A 19,112-nucleotide genomic window follows, 5' to 3' on the forward strand; every position below is an offset into this window, starting at 1 on the left:
CTTGATAAAGATAGATAACTTATATAAAAAATATGGAAATTTTGAAGCTTTAAAAGGTATATCCTTTGAAATAAAAAAGGGCAGTATTCATGGATTTCTGGGACCCAATGGAGCAGGAAAAACCACCACAATGAATATATTATCAGGACTTATCGATTATGATATGGGAAATATATTTTATTACGATTTAGAATTTAAAAAGAATAGAAAGGATTTATTAAAAAAAATAGGGTATCTTCCCCAAACACCGGTCTTTTACTCTTATATGAATGCAATTGAGTATTTGGGTTTCATTGGAGAAATAAATGGTTTATCTAAAAGGGAAGTGAAATCAAAGACAGAGGAATTATTGAATTTAGTTAAGTTAGACAGGGCAAAGAATAAAAAAATTGCAGCTTATTCAGGAGGAATGAAGCAAAGACTTGGCATAGCAGTTGCTTTATTTAATAATCCAGAGTTTTTAATTTTAGATGAACCGACATCTGCCTTAGATCCAGAGGGTAGAATGGAGGTGTTAGAGTTTGTAAAAAAACTAAAGGATACAGGAACTACCATCTTATTATCAACTCACATCTTAGGTGATGTTGAGAGGGTTTGTGACGATGTAAGCATAATAGACAGAGGTCAATTATTAGTTTGTAAGAATATAGAGAAATTAAAAAATGAGTATATTCAGCCTGTTATTGATATAGAGTTTGAGAAAAATTGTTCAAATATAGCTGAGGAATTAAAAAATATTGATTGGATTGAAAACGTAAAGGTAAACAATAAAAATGTTAGAATCTTTGTATCTGATTTGTGTGAGGCAAAAAGGGAGTTGATAAATTTAATAGTTAATAGAAATAATCCCATTGTTGCCTACAATATTCGAAAAAGCGATCTAGAGGATGTATTTATGAGGTTGGTGAATAAAAATGAAGACATTTAAAGCATATTTTAAGAAGGAAGTCATAGAATCAATCAGACACTATAGATATATTGTTTTAGGGGTAGGTATTATGGCATTTGCAATATTTGATCCATTTATGTTGAAATTACTACCAAAAATTTTAGAAAATCAAGTGCCAGGAAATATACTGGATTATTTTAAAATAACACCCAAATATGCGGTGAATAATTATATAAAGGATCTATCACAGATAGGTTTGCTTTTTGTAATTTTCTCAATTTCAGGTACTCTGAGTGAAGAAATCTATTCGCAAAAATTAATTTTTCCTTATACAAAGGGAAGTAGCCCCCAAGGAATAGTTTTGGCAAAAGCAATTCACTTTATTATTACAGAATTGATTTTTACATTTATAGGATTTTTAATTGCCTTTTATTATAGTGGAATTCTTTTTAAAGGGGAAAAAAATACCTTAAATGAGATTATGATAGCAGCTTTATTAATGGGTGTATATTATATTTTTAATATAGCATTGGTCACTTTTTTCAGCGGATTCTGTAAAAAAAATATTGTATCCGGGTTTATAGTGCTGACAATAAATTTTATATCAATACCTGTTTCAGGTGTGAAAACACTCGATAAATTTATTCCTTATAGTTTGGTTAAGGCTGCCTATTTATTTTCAATAGACAAGCATTTAACAACAATAATTATGGCTGTGAGTTACAGCATCGTACTGATTATACTAAGCATTTTACGCATGAAAAAAGTGGAAGTTATATAACGTTATAACAAAACTTGTATTTATTTAAATATAAAAATATGAATAAAGGATTTTAATGCACCTGTGAAGAATATATTACATTGTTGTTGATTTAACGGATACTAATTAAGGATAAAATTAAATTAATGGTATATTGGAGGGGTGCATATGAACAATTTTATAATGATGATAATAATGCAGTTAAGTAGTTTATCTATTCCCTTTGGAATTGGCACTATATTAATTGTTTTAAGTTCAATTATAAAGAGAAGAGATGAAAGATTAGCGAAGTATAGTAAAGTTGTAGGTATAATCATTTCTGCAATTCCTGTTGTAACATTAGCGTGCTATATAATCATCTACTTTATGAATAGTGGAGGTTTACAATAGAAAAGATAAATAAGTATTGCAAAATCAACAACTAAAATCAAGGGACATTTAACAACTGTTTCTAGCAAATGAGTAACATCTTCTTTCAAAGGGAATGCCTATTGGAAATAAACTTTGAAAGAAGATATTTTTTATCCTCATAATATGTAAAAAACAAGGAAGATGGTTAGACTTACTCATCTTCCTTGTTTTTAAGGATTTAGGGGATAGTAGGGCTCTTGAATTAACCATGGTATGAATAGATAAATTGTTAACTGTCCCTATATCTGAAATTTATTTATCATAGTGTTCAGGTTATCCGCTAGTTTATGTAACTCATCTGCATGGTTTGTAACCTTATTTATATCTGTCTGTTGTTCCTCCAGGTAAGTGTAAATCTCTTTTGATTTATAGGAGGACTCTTTGGAGAGGTTTAATATACTTTCAGCATTAGTACTAAGAGAATTAGATTTTAATATTAAATTTGCTATTTTATTATTCATATTCTCAAGGGTGGACGTCATTCTGGAAATTGATAAATTAAGCCGGTTAAAGGAGTTTTCTGTAATATCCAGGGCACAACTTTGACTGTCAACGTCTTCCTGTATTTTTTTTGCTTTATCAAGTGTGTTTTTTGTTGTATTTATTATATCTGATGTAATATTTTTTATAAATTCTACAGATTTTGATGTCTGCTCAGCCAGTTTTCTAACTTCATCTGCAACTACCGAGAAACCTCTGCCAGCTTCCCCTGCCCTGGCAGCTTCAATAGCTGCATTAAGAGCTAAAAGATTTGTTTGAGATGAGATAGACATAATATTATTTAAAATAGTACCTATATTATCAATTTTTATAGCTAAAGCCTCAACCATTTTTTCAATGTCATAGGCGGATTCTTTAGTAATTATGTTTTTATCCTTTAAAAGCATTAAGGATTCAACGGCTCTTAAATTATTTTCATTAATGTCTTTGCTTTCAAATGTAAGAGATTTATAAATATGTGAAAATTCATCCATACCCTCATTAAAATCATAAATAACTTTATTTATATAATCAACTTCCTCCTCTTGTTTTTCAGCACTTGATGATATAGTATCTATTGAAGATGCAACTTTATCTGTTGAAGAAGCTGTAAGGCTTGCTTGAAGATTCAGTTCTTCAGAGGATGACAGTAGAACAGAAGCTGCATCCTTTATAGATATAACAAGACTTTTCATGTTTGTTATCATACTGTTGAAATGCATACCCAATTCACCGATCTCATCTGTTGAAGTTACGGTTATTAGAGAGTCTAATATACCATCTTCTCCCCTTTTCATAGCATGTTTTAATTTATTGATTCCCTTTAGAATACTGTGTGAGAATGTAATTCCAATTAATATAGATATAACAACAAATACTACAAAAACCACTATTATGGTTATGTAGGAAGTTGTAAATTTGTCTTGGACCTCACTTTTTTTAACTTCTGCAATTATTCTCCAGCCAGATTTAAAGTTTGTACTATAATAAATATATCTTTTTTCACCTAAAAATTTAGTCTCAATAAAATCCTTTTTGCCTCCAATGACGTTCTTTATCCAATCTACGTCATTTGGTGAGATAAAAGCATTTACAATTCCAGACCCCTTATTTGAAGGATTAAGATTTTTACCAATAATATCAGAATAACGTGATGATAGAACAATCCCTTTGCTGTTAAGCATGAGAATTTGACCAGAGTCTCCTGTACCTATTGAGCTGAAAAGGTTTGTTATCTTGGAAATGTCTATCTCAATTCCTACAACACCAATTAAATTATTAGACTCGTCATAAACCGCTTTGGTTAAAGTGCCAAGGGTTTTCTTATTAGACATATCAATATTAAATTCGCCCCAATAAGGATTATTGTGGTTTAAAATCGTTTTTTTATAAAAATCTTCATTTCTATAATCCTTTTTTACATTTAAAATTTCAGGACAGGAATAATAAGAACCATCCTCTTTTATTAAAAATGATTTTTTAATATCAACATTGGATTTAAGCACCTTGGCTAGTTCATTTTTAATAGCGGTATTATCAACGTTTTTGCTTGAAATTATGGAATTCTGGCTTATTAAATTTATTATACTTTCATATGTACTGCACTTTTCATCGATTATACCGTTAACATCTACAACAGATTTTTTCAAGTTTTCTATATAACTTTTTTCAATAGTTTTACTTAAAAACAAAGTTGAAATTGTACTTGATATAAGCATCGGAAAAAAGATTACACATATTAAAATCAGAATAAGCTTAGTTTTTAAACTTTTAAAGCTGATTTTAAAACTTAACTTTGAAGAAAACATGGATAACTTATTTGAAGATATTCTTCTTATTACCTGAAAGGATTTTTGATAGAGATTCTTTACCTTTTCTTTAATCACTTGTTTATCAAGTTTCATGTTATTCCTCCTATTCTTATTTTTACACTTCTGATTATATATTCATATAAAAAAAGCAAGAAGAAAAAACAATGTATTTTAACTTAATTAACATCAACTTAACATTAATGATAAAAATATTGTGGAATCATAGATATATTGGCTTTGTGTAATTAAAAATTAAATTTTAAATGTATATCACAAAAAATTATTGTGTGTCCAGAAGGATTTAAAATTAGATTTAAGCAAAGAGCTTGCTTGCATAAAAACCCTGAAGAATTATTTTTGACTAATTACAAATACTAATATAAACCTTAGATTGAAATATAACCATTCAATGTTAAGTGAAACTTAACATTAGCTTAACCAAAACATGTAGGAACATAACATTCCTGTTACGTATAATTAGACATGTAGAATGAATTTCCGAGTGAAAGGGGAAAATAAAATGAGTAATTTGAAAAGATTATTTCTAATCTCATTAGTAGCAGTTTTTGCATTATCAATGGTTGCTTGTTCAGGTAAGAAAGCAAGCTTAACAGGAAACATTAAAGTTGACGGATCAAGTACAGTCTACCCAATAACACAGGCTATAGCTGAAGAGTTTAAGAAAGCAAATCCAGATTTAAATATAGCAGTAGGTACTTCAGGTACAGGCGGTGGATTTAAGAAATTTGTAGTTGGTGAAACAGATATCAACGATGCTTCAAGAAAGGTTAAGGATGAAGAAGCAGCAAAAGCTAAGGAAAACAATATTGAAATGTTAGAATTAGAAGTTGCATATGACGGAATTGCAGTTGTCGTTAATAAAGATAATACATGGGTTAGTGATATAACAGTAGAAGAATTAAAAAAGATATGGGAACCAAACTCAACTGTTAAACTTTGGAGCGATGTAAGACCTGAGTGGCCAAAGGAACCAATTAAGCTTTACGGACCAGGAACGGATTCAGGTACATTCGATTACTTTACTGAAAAAGTTAATGGTAAGGAAAAAGCTATAAGAACAGACTTCACAGCAAGTGAAGATGATAACGTTTTAGTTCAGGGTGTTGCTGGAGATAAATACGCTATGGGATATTTCGGCCTAGCATACTTTGAAGAAAATGCAGATAAAATAAAGGCTTTAAAAATAAATGGAGTAGAACCAACGGTTGATACAGTTAAGAACGGAACATATAAGCCATTATCAAGACCACTTTACATCTATGTTGCTAACAAGTCTTTAGAAAGACCAGAAGTTAAGGAATTTGTAAAATTCTATCTTGAAAAGGCAAAAGAACTTGTAACAGAAGTTGGTTATATCCCACTAGAGGATTCAAAATACCAAGATGGTTTAAACAAAATAAAATAGATTAAATTAGGCACCCCCCTTGGGTGCCTAAAGCCCTGTTTAAAAATATTTATCTGAGCCTTAAGGGAGGATTGTAATGAAAAAAATAGATTTTAAAAGTAAATCTGGTATGCAGAGAAATGAAAAAATTGTTTCATCAGTTCTTTTTCTTTTTGGAATAATATCTATTTTTACAACATTTGGGATAGTTTTTTCTCTTTTTGAAGAAACAGTATTATTCTTCAAAGAGGTTTCTATATTGGACTTTTTAACAGGAAAAGAATGGACGCCTTTGTTTGAACCTGCAAGATTTGGAGTTTTACCCTTGGTTTTTGGAACTTTCTTAATTGTAATCTTCTCCTCTATTATTTCTTTACCGATAGGACTAGGAAGTGCCATATATTTAAGTGAGTATGCTCCTAAAAAAGCAAGAAAAATACTAAAGCCAATTCTAGAAATCCTTGCTGGGGTACCCTCAATCGTTTATGGATACTTTGCATTAACAACTATAACACCTATAATTAAGTCTATATTTCCAGATGCCAGCGTTTATAATGCCCTAAGTGCTGGAATAGCAGTTGGTATAATGACGATACCAATGGTGTCATCATTAAGCGAGGATGCAATGATGGCAGTACCTAATTCTTTAAGACAGGGAGCATATGGTTTAGGTTCAACAAAATTTGAAGTAGCTACAAAGATAGTTATACCTGCAGCCTTTTCAAGTATCATGGCATCATTTATATTAGCTATATCAAGGGCTATTGGTGAAACGATGATAGTTGCTATGGCGGCGGGCTCCACACCTAAAATGACTCTGAATCCACTTGAAAGTATTCAAACAATGACAGGATATATAGTTCAAATCAGTTTGGGTGATGTGCCCTATGGTTCAATTGGATACAAAACAATATTTGCCGTAGGAACATTGCTATTTACCATAACATTTATATTAAATATAATTTCTAGAACAATAGTTAGAAAGTTTAGGAGGGTATATTAATGGATAATAAAGAATTACAACGAATAAAAAGCCGCAAATTGAAAAATTCAGTTTTTCATGGCTTAATATTTTTCTGTACCATTTTCGGAGTAATTGTTCTTGCCCTTCTTTTATATGATATATTAAAAAAGGGACTGCCATGGTTAACAATAGACTTTTTAACTAATTTCCCTTCTAGATTTCCTAAGAAGTCAGGTATTTTTCCTGGACTTTTAGGAAGTTTGTGGATAATACTCTTGACTGCAGCATTGGCATTTCCGGTTGGTGTAGGTACTGCAATATATTTAGAGGAGTATGCAAAGGAAAATAGATTTACTGAGTTTATAAAGCTTAATATTGCAAATCTTGCTGGAGTACCTTCAATTATATATGGAATGCTTGGTCTTGCAGTTTTTGTTAGGGCATTATCTATGGGGAGGAGTGTTTTAGCAGCATCATTTACAATGGCATTATTAATTCTGCCAATTATAATAATTTCATCTCAGGAGGCCATAAGAAGCGTTCCATCAGCTTTAAAACAGGCATCATTTGCCCTTGGAACAACAAAATGGCAGACAGTAACAGGAGTAATACTTCCATATGCTCTGCCGGGAATTTTAACGGGAACAATTTTAGCCATTTCCAGAGCACTTGGAGAGGCTGCACCCCTTATAGTTGTTGGGGCTTTAACCTATGTATCATTTATACCAAAAACGCCATTAGACCAGTTTACAACATTGCCAATTCAGATTTTTAACTGGTCAAGTATGCCAAAAAGGGAATTTCAAAACGTTGCAGCAGCAGGGATAATCATATTATTAGGCATACTGCTTTTGGCTAATTCCACAGCTATTATTCTTAGAGATAAGTATCAGATTAAAATAAAGGACTAATTGGGGGGAAAAGTGTGGAACCAAAAATTAAAATCAGAGATATGAATTTTTATTATGGCGATAATAAAGCATTAAAAGATATTAATATGAATATATATGAGAAAAAAATAACTGCCTTTATAGGTCCTTCAGGCTGCGGGAAATCAACTTTTTTAAGAACACTGAACAGGATGAATGATTTTATTGAAGACACTAGGGTTGAAGGAAAAATTACATTAGATGATATAGATATATATTCAAAGGATATAGATCCAGTTGAACTTAGAAGAAAAGTTGGGATGGTATTTCAAAGACCAAATCCCTTTCCAAAAACAATTTACGAGAATATAGTATATGGACTTAGAAAAAATGGTGTGAATGATAAGCAGATTTTAGACGAAGTGGTAGAAGATACACTAAAATCAGTTGCTTTATATGATGAGGTAAAAGATAAGATTCATAAATCTGCCTTGGAACTTTCAGGTGGCCAGCAGCAGAGACTTTGTATTGCCAGGGCTATTGCTATGCAGCCTGAAGTAATTTTAATGGATGAACCAACATCAGCTCTTGATCCTATTTCAACCATGAAAATTGAGGAGTTATTACTTGATTTAAAAGAAAATTATACTATAATTATAGTAACTCATTCTATGCAGCAAGCGGCTAGAATTTCAGATGAAACGGCTTTTTTCCTCAATGGTGAGGTTATTGAACACGGTGAGACAAAGGTTATATTCTCAAATCCTAGGGATAAAAGAACTGAGGATTATATAACAGGAAGATTTGGTTAAAAGGAGTTGTTATTAATGGTCAGAGAACATTATTCAAAAAAAATAGAAGATGTTAAGCATAAGGTATTGAGGATGGGTTCTTTAGTTGAAAATGTCATAGAAATGTCAGTTAAATCTTTAAAGGATCAGGACACTGAATTAGCTAAGAGGGTTTTTACTGAGGATGATAAGATAGACGACTTAGAACTTGAGATAGAGCAGGATTGCATGAATTTGCTGGCACTTCAGCAGCCGCTGGCAAAGGATTTAAGAACAATAGCAACTGCTTTAAAAATAATAACAGATCTTGAAAGAATGGGGGATCACGCAGTTAATATTGCAAAAATTACTTTGGATATAGGTAAAGAACCACTTATAAAGCCACTTGTTGATATACCAAAAATGGCTGACAGGGCACAAGAAATGGTGAAATTAAGTCTGGATGCCTTTGTCAATGAAAGTGTAGAAGAAGCTGAAAAGATAGCGAAAATGGATCAGGAAGTAGATGATCTATACGACATTGTAATAGAAGAAGTCTTTAAAATATTATCAGAAAGAAAAGAATTTATAAAACAGGGAACTAAGCTGCTATTTGTAGGCAGATATCTGGAAAGAATTGCAGACCATACTACAAATATCTGTGAAAGAATAATCTATATGGTAACAGGTGAATTAAGAGAAATAAATTAAGAGGCAGATTTCTGCCTCTTAAAATTTTCTTATCTGATTAAATGGAAAAACTCTTAATATCGCATGTCCTTTTATGTTTTTTATTGGTATTGGACCAATATATCTACTGTCTTCGCTAACCTCTCTATTATCACCTAAGACGAATATGCTGTCATTTGGTACCTTAAGTTTTTGATCGCCTTCTGTGAAAGTACCAGGTTTTAAGTAGTCCTCTACAAGCTTTTTACCATTAACATAAACACAGCCATCAGATATTTCAACCTCATCACCAGGAAGTCCTATAATTCTTTTAATATATATACCTCTTCCCTTAGAACCAGGATCGAAAATAATAATTTCACCATGTTTAAGATTATCATTATAAAGGCTTATTTTCTCTACTGCTACTCTATCGCTGTCATGTAATGTTGGCACCATTGATGTACCTGAAACTTGTATTATATCAAAAACATAACCTTTAATTAAAAATGCAATAGCTCCAGCCACTATTATACAGATAATCCATTCTTTAATTTCTTTAGCTAGTTGATTATTCATAATACATCCCTCCTAAAGCACATATTTATATTATATAACTCCAATTCAAAAAAATCATTGTTTATTAATAAATTTAAGTTCTTTTTCTACTGAATGAATAATATGGAAAAAATAGTATATAATATTAAATGTTAATTGTCAAAAAATTTTTAAAATTTAAAAAGGAAAATGGATATATGTATAGAATATCTAAAATAAGTAATAAAGTTCAAAGAGACAAGAGGGGGAATTTAATATGAAGGAGTATAAAGTTGAAAACGTCCGAAACATCGGGATTATAGGTCACGGTGGAACGGGCAAGACAAGTCTAGCTGAAGCCATACTTTACAACTGCAAAGAAACAGACAGAATCGGAAGAGTAGAGGATGGAACAACAATCTGTGATTATGATCCCGAGGAAAGAAAACGACAGATATCAATTTCAGCATCAGTTGCCCCTTGTGAATGGAACAGCCATAGAATTTATTTACTTGATACCCCAGGTTATTTTGACTTTATCGGAGAACTTATTCAAGGAATAAAAGCTGTTGATACAGCAATAATTAATGTATGTGGAGTTTCAGGAAATGAAGTTGGCACAGAGAAATCTTGGAATTATGTTAAAAAATATAAGGTTCCAAGGGCTTTCTTTATTAATAAATTAGATAGAGAAAATTCTAACTTCGAAAAAGCCTTTAATTCCTTAAGAGAAAGATATGGATTATCAGTTGTGCCTGTTCAAATTCCAATAGGAAGAGAATCAGGTTTTAGTGGAGTAATTGATATAGTAGAAAGAAAAGGGAAAAAATATGATCCAAAACTGAAAATTATGGTTGATACTGAAATCGCTTCAGAGTTAGTGCCACTTATAGATGAATATAGAAATATACTTATGGAATCAGTTGCTGAAACAGATGAAGAGCTATTAGATAAATTCCTTAGTGAAGGGGAATTAAATGCTGATGAAATAAGAAGAGGATTAAGAAATGGAATTAAATCCTGTGACATAGCACCTGTATTCTGTGGTTCAGCTACTGGAAATATTGGTATTCACACATTATTAGATGGAATAATATCATATTTGCCTTCACCAGCAGATATAGGAGTGTATACAGGAAGACATCCAAAGACAAATGAGGCGGTAGAAAGAAAGGCAAGTACAACAGAGCCTTTTGCTGCTTTTGTATTTAAGACTATTGCTGACCCATTTGTTGGACGACTATCTTTATTTAGAGTTTTATCTGGAAGTATATCATCAGATTCAGTAATTTATAACGTAACACAGGATAAATCAGAAAAGATTGGTACATTATATTTGTTAAAGGGTAAAAATCAAATACCTGTATCAAAGCTTCAGGCAGGAGATATAGGTGCTGTTGCTAAACTTCAGTTTACAATGACAGGAGATACAATAGCAGATGCATCAGCTCCAGTAATCTTTGAAGGATTTGAATTCCCAGAACCTTGTATGTCAATGACTGTAAAACCAAAGGCGAAGGGCGATGAAGAAAAAATTTCTTCAGGACTTCATAAGCTCCTTGAGGAAGATCCTACATTTAAGATACAGAGAGACGTTGAAAATGCCGAACTCATAGTTTCAGGTATTGGAGAATTACATCTTGAGATTATAGCAAATAAGCTGAAGAATAAATTTGGTGCAGATGTTATACTTGACACACCTAAAATTCCATATAGAGAAACTATAAAGAAGGCATCGGATGTCCAAGGTAAATATAAGAAGCAATCTGGTGGACATGGCCAATATGGAGATGTAAAAATTAAGTTTGAACCACAATATGAAACTGATGATTTAATATTTGTTGATCAGATTGTTGGTGGAGTAGTTCCAAGACAGTATATACCTGCTGTTGAAAAGGGACTTAGAGAGGCTATGAAAAAAGGTGTTCTTGCAGGATATCCTGTAATTGGCTTAAAGGCTACATTGCATGATGGTTCCTATCATCCAGTTGACTCCTCAGAAATGGCATTTAAGACAGCTGCATCATTGGCATACAAAAAGGGATTAAAAGAAGCAAATCCAGTGTTGTTAGAGCCAATTATGCATGTTGAAGTAACGATACCTGATGAATATTTAGGAGATATTATGGGGGATATAAACAGAAGAAGAGGAAGAGTTTTAGGAATGGAAGGAAATGAAGGACTTCAGATAGTTTCTGCTGAAATACCTATGGCGGAGATGTTTAAATATGCAACTGATCTTAGATCTATGACACAGGCAAGAGGTAGTTTTACAATGAAATTTGATAGATATGAAGAAGTTCCGCCAATGATAAGTCAAAAAATTATCGAAAACGCAAAAATTGAAGAAGATGAAGAATAGAGTTTTAAAAACCTCCCAAATGGGAGGTTTTTATCTTTATGGAGTATATTTACTCTAATAATAATCAGCTTTATGTAAAAAATAAATGGTAGAGGTAGAAGAATAAATTTCATCTTGTAAGTATGAGTTATTCTTTTATATCTAAAGAGCATAAAGGAGGGAGAAGCATGTCTGATTACAGAATTAATTTTGGTGATAAAATCGGACCTTCGGATACCAATAAACTCCTTGATTTGCTTAATGTAGTTGATAAAGATGATGAGATAATCATAACTGTTGAAGCTTCAGATGCACATCAAACAAACAATGTAATTAATTTACTGGAAAGAAATAAGTTCAATGTTCACACCAAGGGAACACATGATGGGAAAACTTACAATATTTCAGCAACGAAAAGAAGGTGATTTTATGAAGGCAAAAGAGATGCAAAATAAAATAGGAAAAGATGCTCTTAAAACAGAATCCTTTGAAGATGAATATAATTTACAGTTATATGGTGAAACCGTTCCAAGTGCCTTTAATTGGATGACGCCAGAGGAACAGAGAAGAAGAGTTGATGAAATAAATAATATGATTGAAGACAAAAATGATGGTAAAGCAAAGGACGTGGATTTCAATCTAAAGAATAATGGACTTCAATAGATTTAAAAGGCATGGGATATTTCCCATGCTTTTACTTATTATAAAAATATGTTTAACAATTTATAACAAACTAAAGATATTGATATGTGTTTTTGTAATATGGTATAATTAATAAGGATTAGTATCAGGTAATAATATCTGATTACATGGAGGTAAATTATGAATCTTAGAGAGATAAAAGAATTAATAAGAATTATAGACAACAGCAGTTTAACAGAATTTCAATACGAAAAGGATGATTATAAAATTTTTATTAAAAAAGAGGGAAAAGTTTTAAAGAATAAATATACTGAATCCGTAGAAAAGGAAGAAACATCAGGGGAAGCACTTTTTACTGAAGTTGAAGAACCTGCAAAGCAAATGGAAAAAGAAGATGAAAATTTATTTGTGGTTGTGTCACCAATAGTGGGTACTTTTTATTCAGCTCCAGGACCAGAGGCACCAGCATATGTTAAAATTGGCGATAGAGTTAAAAAGGGTGATGTTCTTTGTATAGTGGAAGCTATGAAATTGATGAACGAAATAAACTCAGATGTTGATGGTGAAATTGTTGAGATACTTGCTGAAAACCAGAGTATAGTTGAATATGGACAGCCCCTTTTCAAAATTAGGAAGGTGTGATTTTATGTTTAAAAGGATTTTAATTGCCAATAGAGGAGAAATTGCAGTTAGAATAATAAGGGCTTGCATAGAAATGGGAATTGAAACAGTAGCTGTTTATTCAGAGGCAGACAAGGATAGTATGCATGTTCTAATGGCAGATAAAGCGGTATGTATCGGTCCAGCGGAATCGAAGAAGAGTTACTTAAATATTCCTGCTATTTTAACAGCAGCTCAATTAACAGGAGCAGAAGCTATACATCCTGGCTTTGGGTTCCTTTCTGAGAATTCTAAGTTTGCATCTTTATGTTCATTGGCAGGAATAAAGTTCATAGGACCTTCACCAGAGGCAATAGACCTTATGGGTGATAAAGCAACAGCAAGGGAAACAATGAAGAAAGCAGGAGTTCCAATAGTTCCAGGCTCCGAGGGTAAAATTTACATAGCAGATGAAGGATTAAAAATAGCAAAAGAAATTGGATTTCCTGTTATGATAAAGGCATCCTCAGGTGGTGGAGGAAGGGGAATGAGAGTGGTTTTTTGCGAAGAAGAATTCATTTCTCTATTTAATATCTGTCAGAATGAGGCTAGGGTTGCCTTTAATGATGACGCTCTATATATTGAAAAGTTTATACAGAATCCCAGACATATAGAGTTTCAGATACTAGCTGACAGCAAAGGTAATATTATTCATTTAGGAGAAAGGGATTGCACCCTTCAAAGAAGGAACCAAAAGGTTGTTGAAGAAGCTCCATCATTAATTCTTGATGAAAATTTAAGAAAGACAATGGGGGAAGCTGCTATTAAGGCTGCTAAGGCTTGTAATTATGAAAATGCAGGTACTATAGAGTTTTTGCTGGATAAATATAAAAACTTTTATTTCATGGAAATGAATACAAGGGTACAGGTGGAGCATCCAGTTACCGAATTGATAACTGGAGTAGACATAATAAAAGAACAGATAAAAATAGCTTACGGTGAGAAATTGTCAATAGCTCAGGATGAAGTTAAAATCTCAGGACATGCAATTGAGTGCAGAATCAATGCAGAAAATCCAGATTTTAATTTCAGACCAAGTCCAGGAAAAGTTACAACATTCCATGCTCCTGGAGGCTTTGGTGTCAGGGTAGACAGTGCTATTTATCAGGATTATAGTATTCCACCTTTTTATGATTCTATGATTGGAAAGCTCATAGTTCATGGAAGAAATAGAGAGGAAGCAATATGTAAAATGAAAAGGGCACTATCAGAGTTTGTTATTGGTGGAGTAGATAATAACATAGATTTCTTGATAAATCTTCTTAATCAAGAGGATATCATAAATAACAACTATGATACATCCTATATAGAAAAGTGGCTTAGAAAGCAAGGTGAAAAATAGTGGCGTGGAAGGATATTTTTATTAAAAGAAAATATGCAACGGTTATTATCCCAAAAGAATCATCTGTAAAGGTAAAAGACAATTTAATTGAGATAGAAAATTTACCTGATATAAAGGATATATCTGAGGTTTTAGAAAAAGAGTATGATAAAGACATATTCAGCAAGTGTCCTTCCTGTGGAGAGATGTTGATAAATTTGGATTTATACGAGAATCTCAATGTTTGTACCAAATGTAATTATCATTTCAGGTTAGATAGCAAGCAGAGGATAGAGATTACCTTTGATGAAGGAAGTGCTGAATATTTCGATGAAAATATGAGAACTTTAAACCCATTAAATTATCCAAATTACAAGGAAAAAATAAGTAATCTTCAAAAGGAGCTGGAAATCAACGAAGGTGTAATAACTGGGAAAGCAAAGATTAATGATAAAGACATATGCTTTGGAGCTATGGATTGGAAATTTATAATGGGCTCAATGGGAAGTGTTGTAGGGGAAAAACTGGCGAGAATGTTTGAGAAGGCAATTGAATTAAAACTTCCTGTAGTTGTTTTCTCTGTATCTGGTGGGGCAAGAATGCAGGAGGGGATGTTATCTTTATCACAGATGGCCAAGGTTTCAGCGGCAGTAAAGAACCATAGCAATCATGGATTATTATATATAAGTGTTTTAACGGATCCTACAACTGGAGGAGTAACAGCTAGTTTTGCTTCCCTTGGAGATATAATAATAGCTGAACCTAAGGCTACAATAGGATTTGCAGGTAAGAGGGTTATAGAACAAACTATAAGACAAAAACTCCCTGAAGATTTTCAGAGTGCAGAGTTTTTACTAGAGCATGGATTTGTTGATATGATTGTAAATAGAAAGGAAATGAAGGATACACTGTACAAAATACTAACTCTTCATTCTGGAGGTGATTTCAATGGGGAGTCTTGATTTTGAATTAAAGGAAATAGAAAGAAAGATTGAAGAGATTAATAAGTTTATGAAGTCCACTGGTATAGATTTGTCTGGGGAAATTGATACACTTAAGAAAAGAAAAGATGCTATACAGGCAACAATACTGTCAGAGTCAGGACCATGGAACAGGGTTTTAATTGCCAGACATAAAAATAGACCCAATTATAAGGATTATGTTGAAGGTATGCTAGAGGATTTTATGGAGCTCCATGGAGATAGAAATTATAAGGATGATGGAGCAATAGTTGGAGGAATAGGATATTTTAATGGTATTCCAGTAACCTTCATAAGTCATGCAAAGGGTAAGGACACCCAGGAAAATATACTTAGAAATTTTGGTATGCCACATCCAGAAGGATATAGAAAAGCCCTGAGGCTGATGAAACAGGCTGAAAAATTCAAAAGACCTGTTATTTGTCTAATCGATACTCCAGGTGCATATTGTGGTATAGGAGCAGAAGAAAGAGGACAGGGTGAAGCAATAGCAAGAAATCTTTTGGAAATGTCAGACCTTAAAACTCCAATAATATCTGTAGTTATTGGAGAAGGTGGAAGTGGAGGAGCATTAGCTTTAGGTGTTGCAGACAGGGTTTTGATGTTGGAGAATTCAATTTACTCAGTTATTTCTCCTGAGGGATGTGCATCTATTCTATTAAAGGATTCATCAAGGGCAGATGAGGCTGCAAAATATCTTAAGTTAACTGCTAAGGATCTTTTAGAGCTTAAGGTCATAGATGATATAATCAATGAGCCTGCAGGTGGAGCGCACAACGATATAAAGATGACTGTGGATAATGTTAAAGAAATGATTTCTAAACACTTGAAGGAAATTATGGCTAAGGATATAAATGAATTGGTTAGAGATAGATATAATAAAATAAGATGTATTGGTGTATATTCTGAATAAAGGGTGGCTTAGTGTCATCCTTGTTATTTTCAATATTAAAACATATATAGAAAAATATAACTTTCATCCCTTTAAGTCACTATTTATATATTTATTACGTTTATGTTAAAATTATAACAACATTAATATACGTAATTTTAGAACTATAAAGGGGGGTAGTTCGGGATAATTTAAAGTATTTTGTTTTCTTTTTTAAAACAATATGGGAGGTATGTGAGATGGAAGAATTATTAAATGTAATGAAGTCAATAAAAAGTTTGTTATACGATTTAAATGCCAACGTTGAAGCAATTAAGGATGAAATATCAGAAATTAAAGGGATAGATTCAACAAAAACATTGTCAGATGTTTGTGATAAGCTTGATAAAATCCGCCTCACCTTGAATGTTCAGAATAATCAATAAAATCAAAAATACATAGAGATTTTGGGCTGGGTAGTTTTAAATGCTGCTCAGCTCTATACTTTTTGAAGAAAACAGAAAATATAAAAAGAGATTAATAGAGATATAATAATATTTAAGAAAAATCATTACTTATTAATCAAAATAAGGATAATTTATCTATTTTAAACATTGAAAATCCATATGCTGGTATTATAATAAAATTGTAAAGGTCAAAGAAAGTCAAAGTCAAAAGAGGTGATGAGATGGCGAGACTGTCAGATATAATTGAGAACTTTATAAAACAGTTAATTGAAGAAGCAGATAGAGATGTTTTAGAAATACAAAGAAATGAATTAGCAAATATGTTTAATTGTGCACCATCACAGATTAATTATGTATTGACAACAAGGTTTAACATTGACAAAGGGTACTATATCGAAAGTAAGCGTGGTGGTGGTGGCTGTATCAAAATAACTAAAATAAAGATGGATGAAAATGATTATTTTAAACAGGTTATTTGGAACAATATAGGTAATGAAATTACCCAGAGTGAGGCTGAGGGATATATTAAAATTTTTTATGAAAGAGGATTAATTAATGAGAGGGAAGCTAAGATGATGAAAGCTGCCCTAAATGACAAAACTTTAATGTTGCCTGGGAGTATGCGAGATGTTCTGCGGGCTCAGATTTTAAAGACTATGTTAATTAGTGTTTTGGATTAACGGGAGGTGTTAATATGTTATGTCAATCCTGCAATGAGAGGGAGGCAAATGTTCATATAACTAAAATTATAAATGGGGTTAAAACTGAAATGCATTTATGTGATGAATGTGCAAAGGCTATGCATGGGGAAAAGGTTGGACTTGGATATGAAATGGGGATGCCCTTATCCTTTCAGAATATTTTAGATGGCTTTGTTGAAATGATGGGTGGATTTCCACAGAGTATCATTGGTGAAAAAACCTGTCCTTTATGTAAGATGACATTTGAAGATTTCAGAAGAAATGGAAGGATAGGTTGCGATGAGTGTTATAAGACATTTAAGGATGAAATGATACCACTAATCAGGAGAATTCATGGAAATATTCAGCACAATGGAAAGCTTCCAAGGAGAACTGGTGGAATTTTAAAATATAAAAGGGATATTGACAGATTGAAGGATGAATTAAAGAATGCAGTTAGCAAAGAAGAATTTGAAAGGGCTGCAAAAATAAGGGATGAAATAAAGGAATTAGAAATGAAGTTAAAAGAAGAGGAAAACAGGGGGTGATAATATGGCTTGGTTTTTTTCAAACTCAAACAATCCAGATATTGTGTTAACAAGCAGAATAAGACTTGCAAGAAATATAAGCGGAATTCCCTTTGTTCAAAGGATGAATAAGGAAGAAAGCGAAAGGGTTATTAAGGAAGTTTCATCTGCAATAATTGAAAGCAATTCAGCATATCCCATGAATATAAGTTATTAAGGCTTAGGGATATGGATAGTTTAAACAGGGTTTCCATGGTTGAGAAACATTTAATAAGTATGAATCTGTTAAAGAATTATGATAACGCAGCAGTTATTTTAAATAAAGAGGAAAATGTTTCTATAATGATAAATGAAGAGGACCATATAAGGCTGCAAGTTATATATCCTGGTTTAAAATTGAAGGAAGCATATGAATATGCAAGCAGGTTAGATGATTTAATTGAAGAAAGGGTTAATTTTGCATTTGATAGTAAATTAGGTTATTTAACTAGCTGTCCAACAAATCTTGGGACTGGAATAAGAGCATCTGTAATGATGCACCTGCCTGGGCTAACCCTTACCAAAAGCATTAATGACTTAATTTCAACTGTAAATCAGGTTGGCATGACGATAAGGGGAATATACGGAGAAGGAAGCAATATAATGGGGAACATCTATCAGATTTCAAATCAGGTTTCCCTTGGACTTTCAGAGGAAGAAATTATCAATAACCTCGTTGCAGTGATAAAAAAGATAATAGATCAGGAAAAAAGAGCAAGGGAGGTTATTTTACAGACACAGCCAAAGGAACTTGAAGATGATATGTATAGATCCCTTGGAATCTTGAAATACGCCAGATTAATTTCAGCATCAGAATGTTTAAATTTATTATCAAGGGTTAGAATGGGAGTAGAAATGGGAATAATTAAGGATGTGGATATTAAAAAATTAAATGAGCTTCTTGTAAATGTTCAACCTGCCAGTCTTCAGTTGATTGAAGGAAGGGAGATTGAGGCAAGGGAAAGAGATTTTATAAGGGCTAAAATTCTAAGAGAAAGTTTGAAATAGGAGGTGTTAGC

Annotated in this window: 20 protein-coding genes and 1 pseudogene; 19 read left to right on the top strand and 2 right to left on the bottom strand. The window is 32.3% G+C overall.

Annotated elements, in window-relative coordinates; translation table 11 throughout:
- Position 1: 1 nt before the first annotated feature.
- The 3 genes from Q428_RS05050 (at position 2) to Q428_RS05060 (ending at position 2,039) form a co-directional block, all read left to right on the top strand.
- Complete coding sequence (locus Q428_RS05050; protein ID WP_035378794.1) at positions 2-928, top strand: ABC transporter ATP-binding protein; 927 nt, start codon at positions 2-4, stop codon at positions 926-928.
- Positions 915-1,670, top strand: a complete 756-nt coding sequence (locus tag Q428_RS05055) for a hypothetical protein (RefSeq protein WP_035378796.1) — start codon at positions 915-917, stop codon at positions 1,668-1,670. The genes Q428_RS05050 and Q428_RS05055 overlap by 14 nt, the downstream gene beginning before the upstream one ends.
- Positions 1,671-1,817: 147 nt before the next feature.
- A complete protein-coding gene (locus Q428_RS05060) occupies positions 1,818-2,039 on the top strand; it encodes a hypothetical protein (protein ID WP_035378797.1) in 222 nt (73 codons plus the stop codon).
- A gap of 260 nt (positions 2,040-2,299) precedes the next feature.
- Here Q428_RS05060 and Q428_RS05065 read toward each other — a convergent pair whose 3' ends face one another.
- Positions 2,300-4,444, bottom strand: a complete 2,145-nt coding sequence (locus tag Q428_RS05065) for a methyl-accepting chemotaxis protein (protein ID WP_035378798.1) — start codon at positions 4,442-4,444, stop codon at positions 2,300-2,302.
- 427 nt (positions 4,445-4,871) lie between these two features.
- On the opposite strand from Q428_RS05065, the gene Q428_RS05070 reads away from it, so the two are divergent.
- The 5 genes from Q428_RS05070 to phoU all read left to right on the top strand — a co-directional run bounded on the left by Q428_RS05070 (position 4,872) and on the right by phoU (position 9,070).
- Positions 4,872-5,777 carry a PstS family phosphate ABC transporter substrate-binding protein gene (locus tag Q428_RS05070; RefSeq protein ID WP_035378800.1) on the top strand — a complete coding sequence of 302 codons (906 nt, stop codon included), beginning with the start codon at positions 4,872-4,874 and terminating at the stop codon, positions 5,775-5,777.
- Between the two features lie 76 nt (positions 5,778-5,853).
- On the top strand, positions 5,854-6,759 hold the full coding sequence (gene pstC / locus Q428_RS05075) for a phosphate ABC transporter permease subunit PstC (protein WP_035378801.1): 906 nt from the start codon (positions 5,854-5,856) through the stop codon (positions 6,757-6,759).
- Entirely contained in the window at positions 6,759-7,631 is an 873-nt protein-coding gene (gene pstA / locus Q428_RS05080) for a phosphate ABC transporter permease PstA (RefSeq protein ID WP_035378802.1), read from the top strand. The genes pstC and pstA overlap by 1 nt, the downstream gene beginning before the upstream one ends.
- A gap of 14 nt (positions 7,632-7,645) precedes the next feature.
- Positions 7,646-8,401 (top strand): phosphate ABC transporter ATP-binding protein PstB, encoded by a 756-nt coding sequence (gene pstB, locus Q428_RS05085; protein ID WP_035378804.1) that lies wholly within the window; start codon positions 7,646-7,648, stop codon positions 8,399-8,401.
- Between the two features lie 15 nt (positions 8,402-8,416).
- Positions 8,417-9,070 (top strand): phosphate signaling complex protein PhoU, encoded by a 654-nt coding sequence (phoU, locus tag Q428_RS05090; protein ID WP_035378805.1) that lies wholly within the window; start codon positions 8,417-8,419, stop codon positions 9,068-9,070.
- An 18-nt stretch (positions 9,071-9,088) separates the two neighbouring features.
- Here phoU and lepB read toward each other — a convergent pair whose 3' ends face one another.
- Positions 9,089-9,607, bottom strand: coding sequence for a signal peptidase I (gene lepB / locus Q428_RS05095; protein ID WP_035378806.1), 519 nt, complete (start codon positions 9,605-9,607; stop codon positions 9,089-9,091).
- Positions 9,608-9,842: 235 nt separating this feature from the next.
- Between lepB and fusA the strand changes: the two genes are divergently transcribed.
- From fusA to Q428_RS05150, 11 genes and pseudogenes are all read left to right on the top strand, one after another.
- Complete coding sequence (gene fusA / locus Q428_RS05100; protein WP_035378808.1) at positions 9,843-11,927, top strand: elongation factor G; 2,085 nt, start codon at positions 9,843-9,845, stop codon at positions 11,925-11,927.
- 167 nt (positions 11,928-12,094) lie between these two features.
- The gene (locus tag Q428_RS05105) at positions 12,095-12,331 is read left to right on the top strand and encodes a hypothetical protein (RefSeq protein ID WP_051514947.1); all 237 of its coding nucleotides are present in this window, start codon (positions 12,095-12,097) and stop codon (positions 12,329-12,331) included.
- Positions 12,332-12,335: 4 nt separating this feature from the next.
- Entirely contained in the window at positions 12,336-12,569 is a 234-nt protein-coding gene (locus tag Q428_RS05110; protein WP_035378810.1) for a hypothetical protein, read from the top strand.
- Between the two features lie 159 nt (positions 12,570-12,728).
- Positions 12,729-13,190, top strand: a complete 462-nt coding sequence (accB, locus tag Q428_RS05115; protein WP_035378812.1) for an acetyl-CoA carboxylase biotin carboxyl carrier protein — start codon at positions 12,729-12,731, stop codon at positions 13,188-13,190.
- A gap of 4 nt (positions 13,191-13,194) precedes the next feature.
- Entirely contained in the window at positions 13,195-14,550 is a 1,356-nt protein-coding gene (locus Q428_RS05120; protein ID WP_035378814.1) for an acetyl-CoA carboxylase biotin carboxylase subunit, read from the top strand.
- The gene (accD, locus tag Q428_RS05125; RefSeq protein ID WP_423219576.1) at positions 14,550-15,491 is read left to right on the top strand and encodes an acetyl-CoA carboxylase, carboxyltransferase subunit beta; all 942 of its coding nucleotides are present in this window, start codon (positions 14,550-14,552) and stop codon (positions 15,489-15,491) included. Before Q428_RS05120 ends, accD begins: the two co-directional genes overlap by 1 nt.
- Positions 15,478-16,422, top strand: a complete 945-nt coding sequence (locus Q428_RS05130; protein ID WP_035378817.1) for an acetyl-CoA carboxylase carboxyltransferase subunit alpha — start codon at positions 15,478-15,480, stop codon at positions 16,420-16,422. Before accD ends, Q428_RS05130 begins: the two co-directional genes overlap by 14 nt.
- Positions 16,423-16,640: 218 nt before the next feature.
- A complete protein-coding gene (locus tag Q428_RS05135; RefSeq protein WP_035378819.1) occupies positions 16,641-16,826 on the top strand; it encodes a hypothetical protein in 186 nt (61 codons plus the stop codon).
- Positions 16,827-17,068: 242 nt separating this feature from the next.
- A complete protein-coding gene (locus tag Q428_RS05140; RefSeq protein WP_035378820.1) occupies positions 17,069-17,527 on the top strand; it encodes a CtsR family transcriptional regulator in 459 nt (152 codons plus the stop codon).
- Positions 17,528-17,541: 14 nt separating this feature from the next.
- The gene (locus Q428_RS05145; RefSeq protein ID WP_035378822.1) at positions 17,542-18,075 is read left to right on the top strand and encodes a UvrB/UvrC motif-containing protein; all 534 of its coding nucleotides are present in this window, start codon (positions 17,542-17,544) and stop codon (positions 18,073-18,075) included.
- Between the two features lie 4 nt (positions 18,076-18,079).
- Positions 18,080-19,101: pseudogene (locus Q428_RS05150) on the top strand (protein arginine kinase).
- Positions 19,102-19,112 lie beyond the last annotated feature (11 nt).

The organism is Fervidicella metallireducens AeB (assembly GCF_000601455.1).
Lineage (GTDB): Bacteria > Bacillota > Clostridia > Clostridiales > Caloramatoraceae > Fervidicella > Fervidicella metallireducens.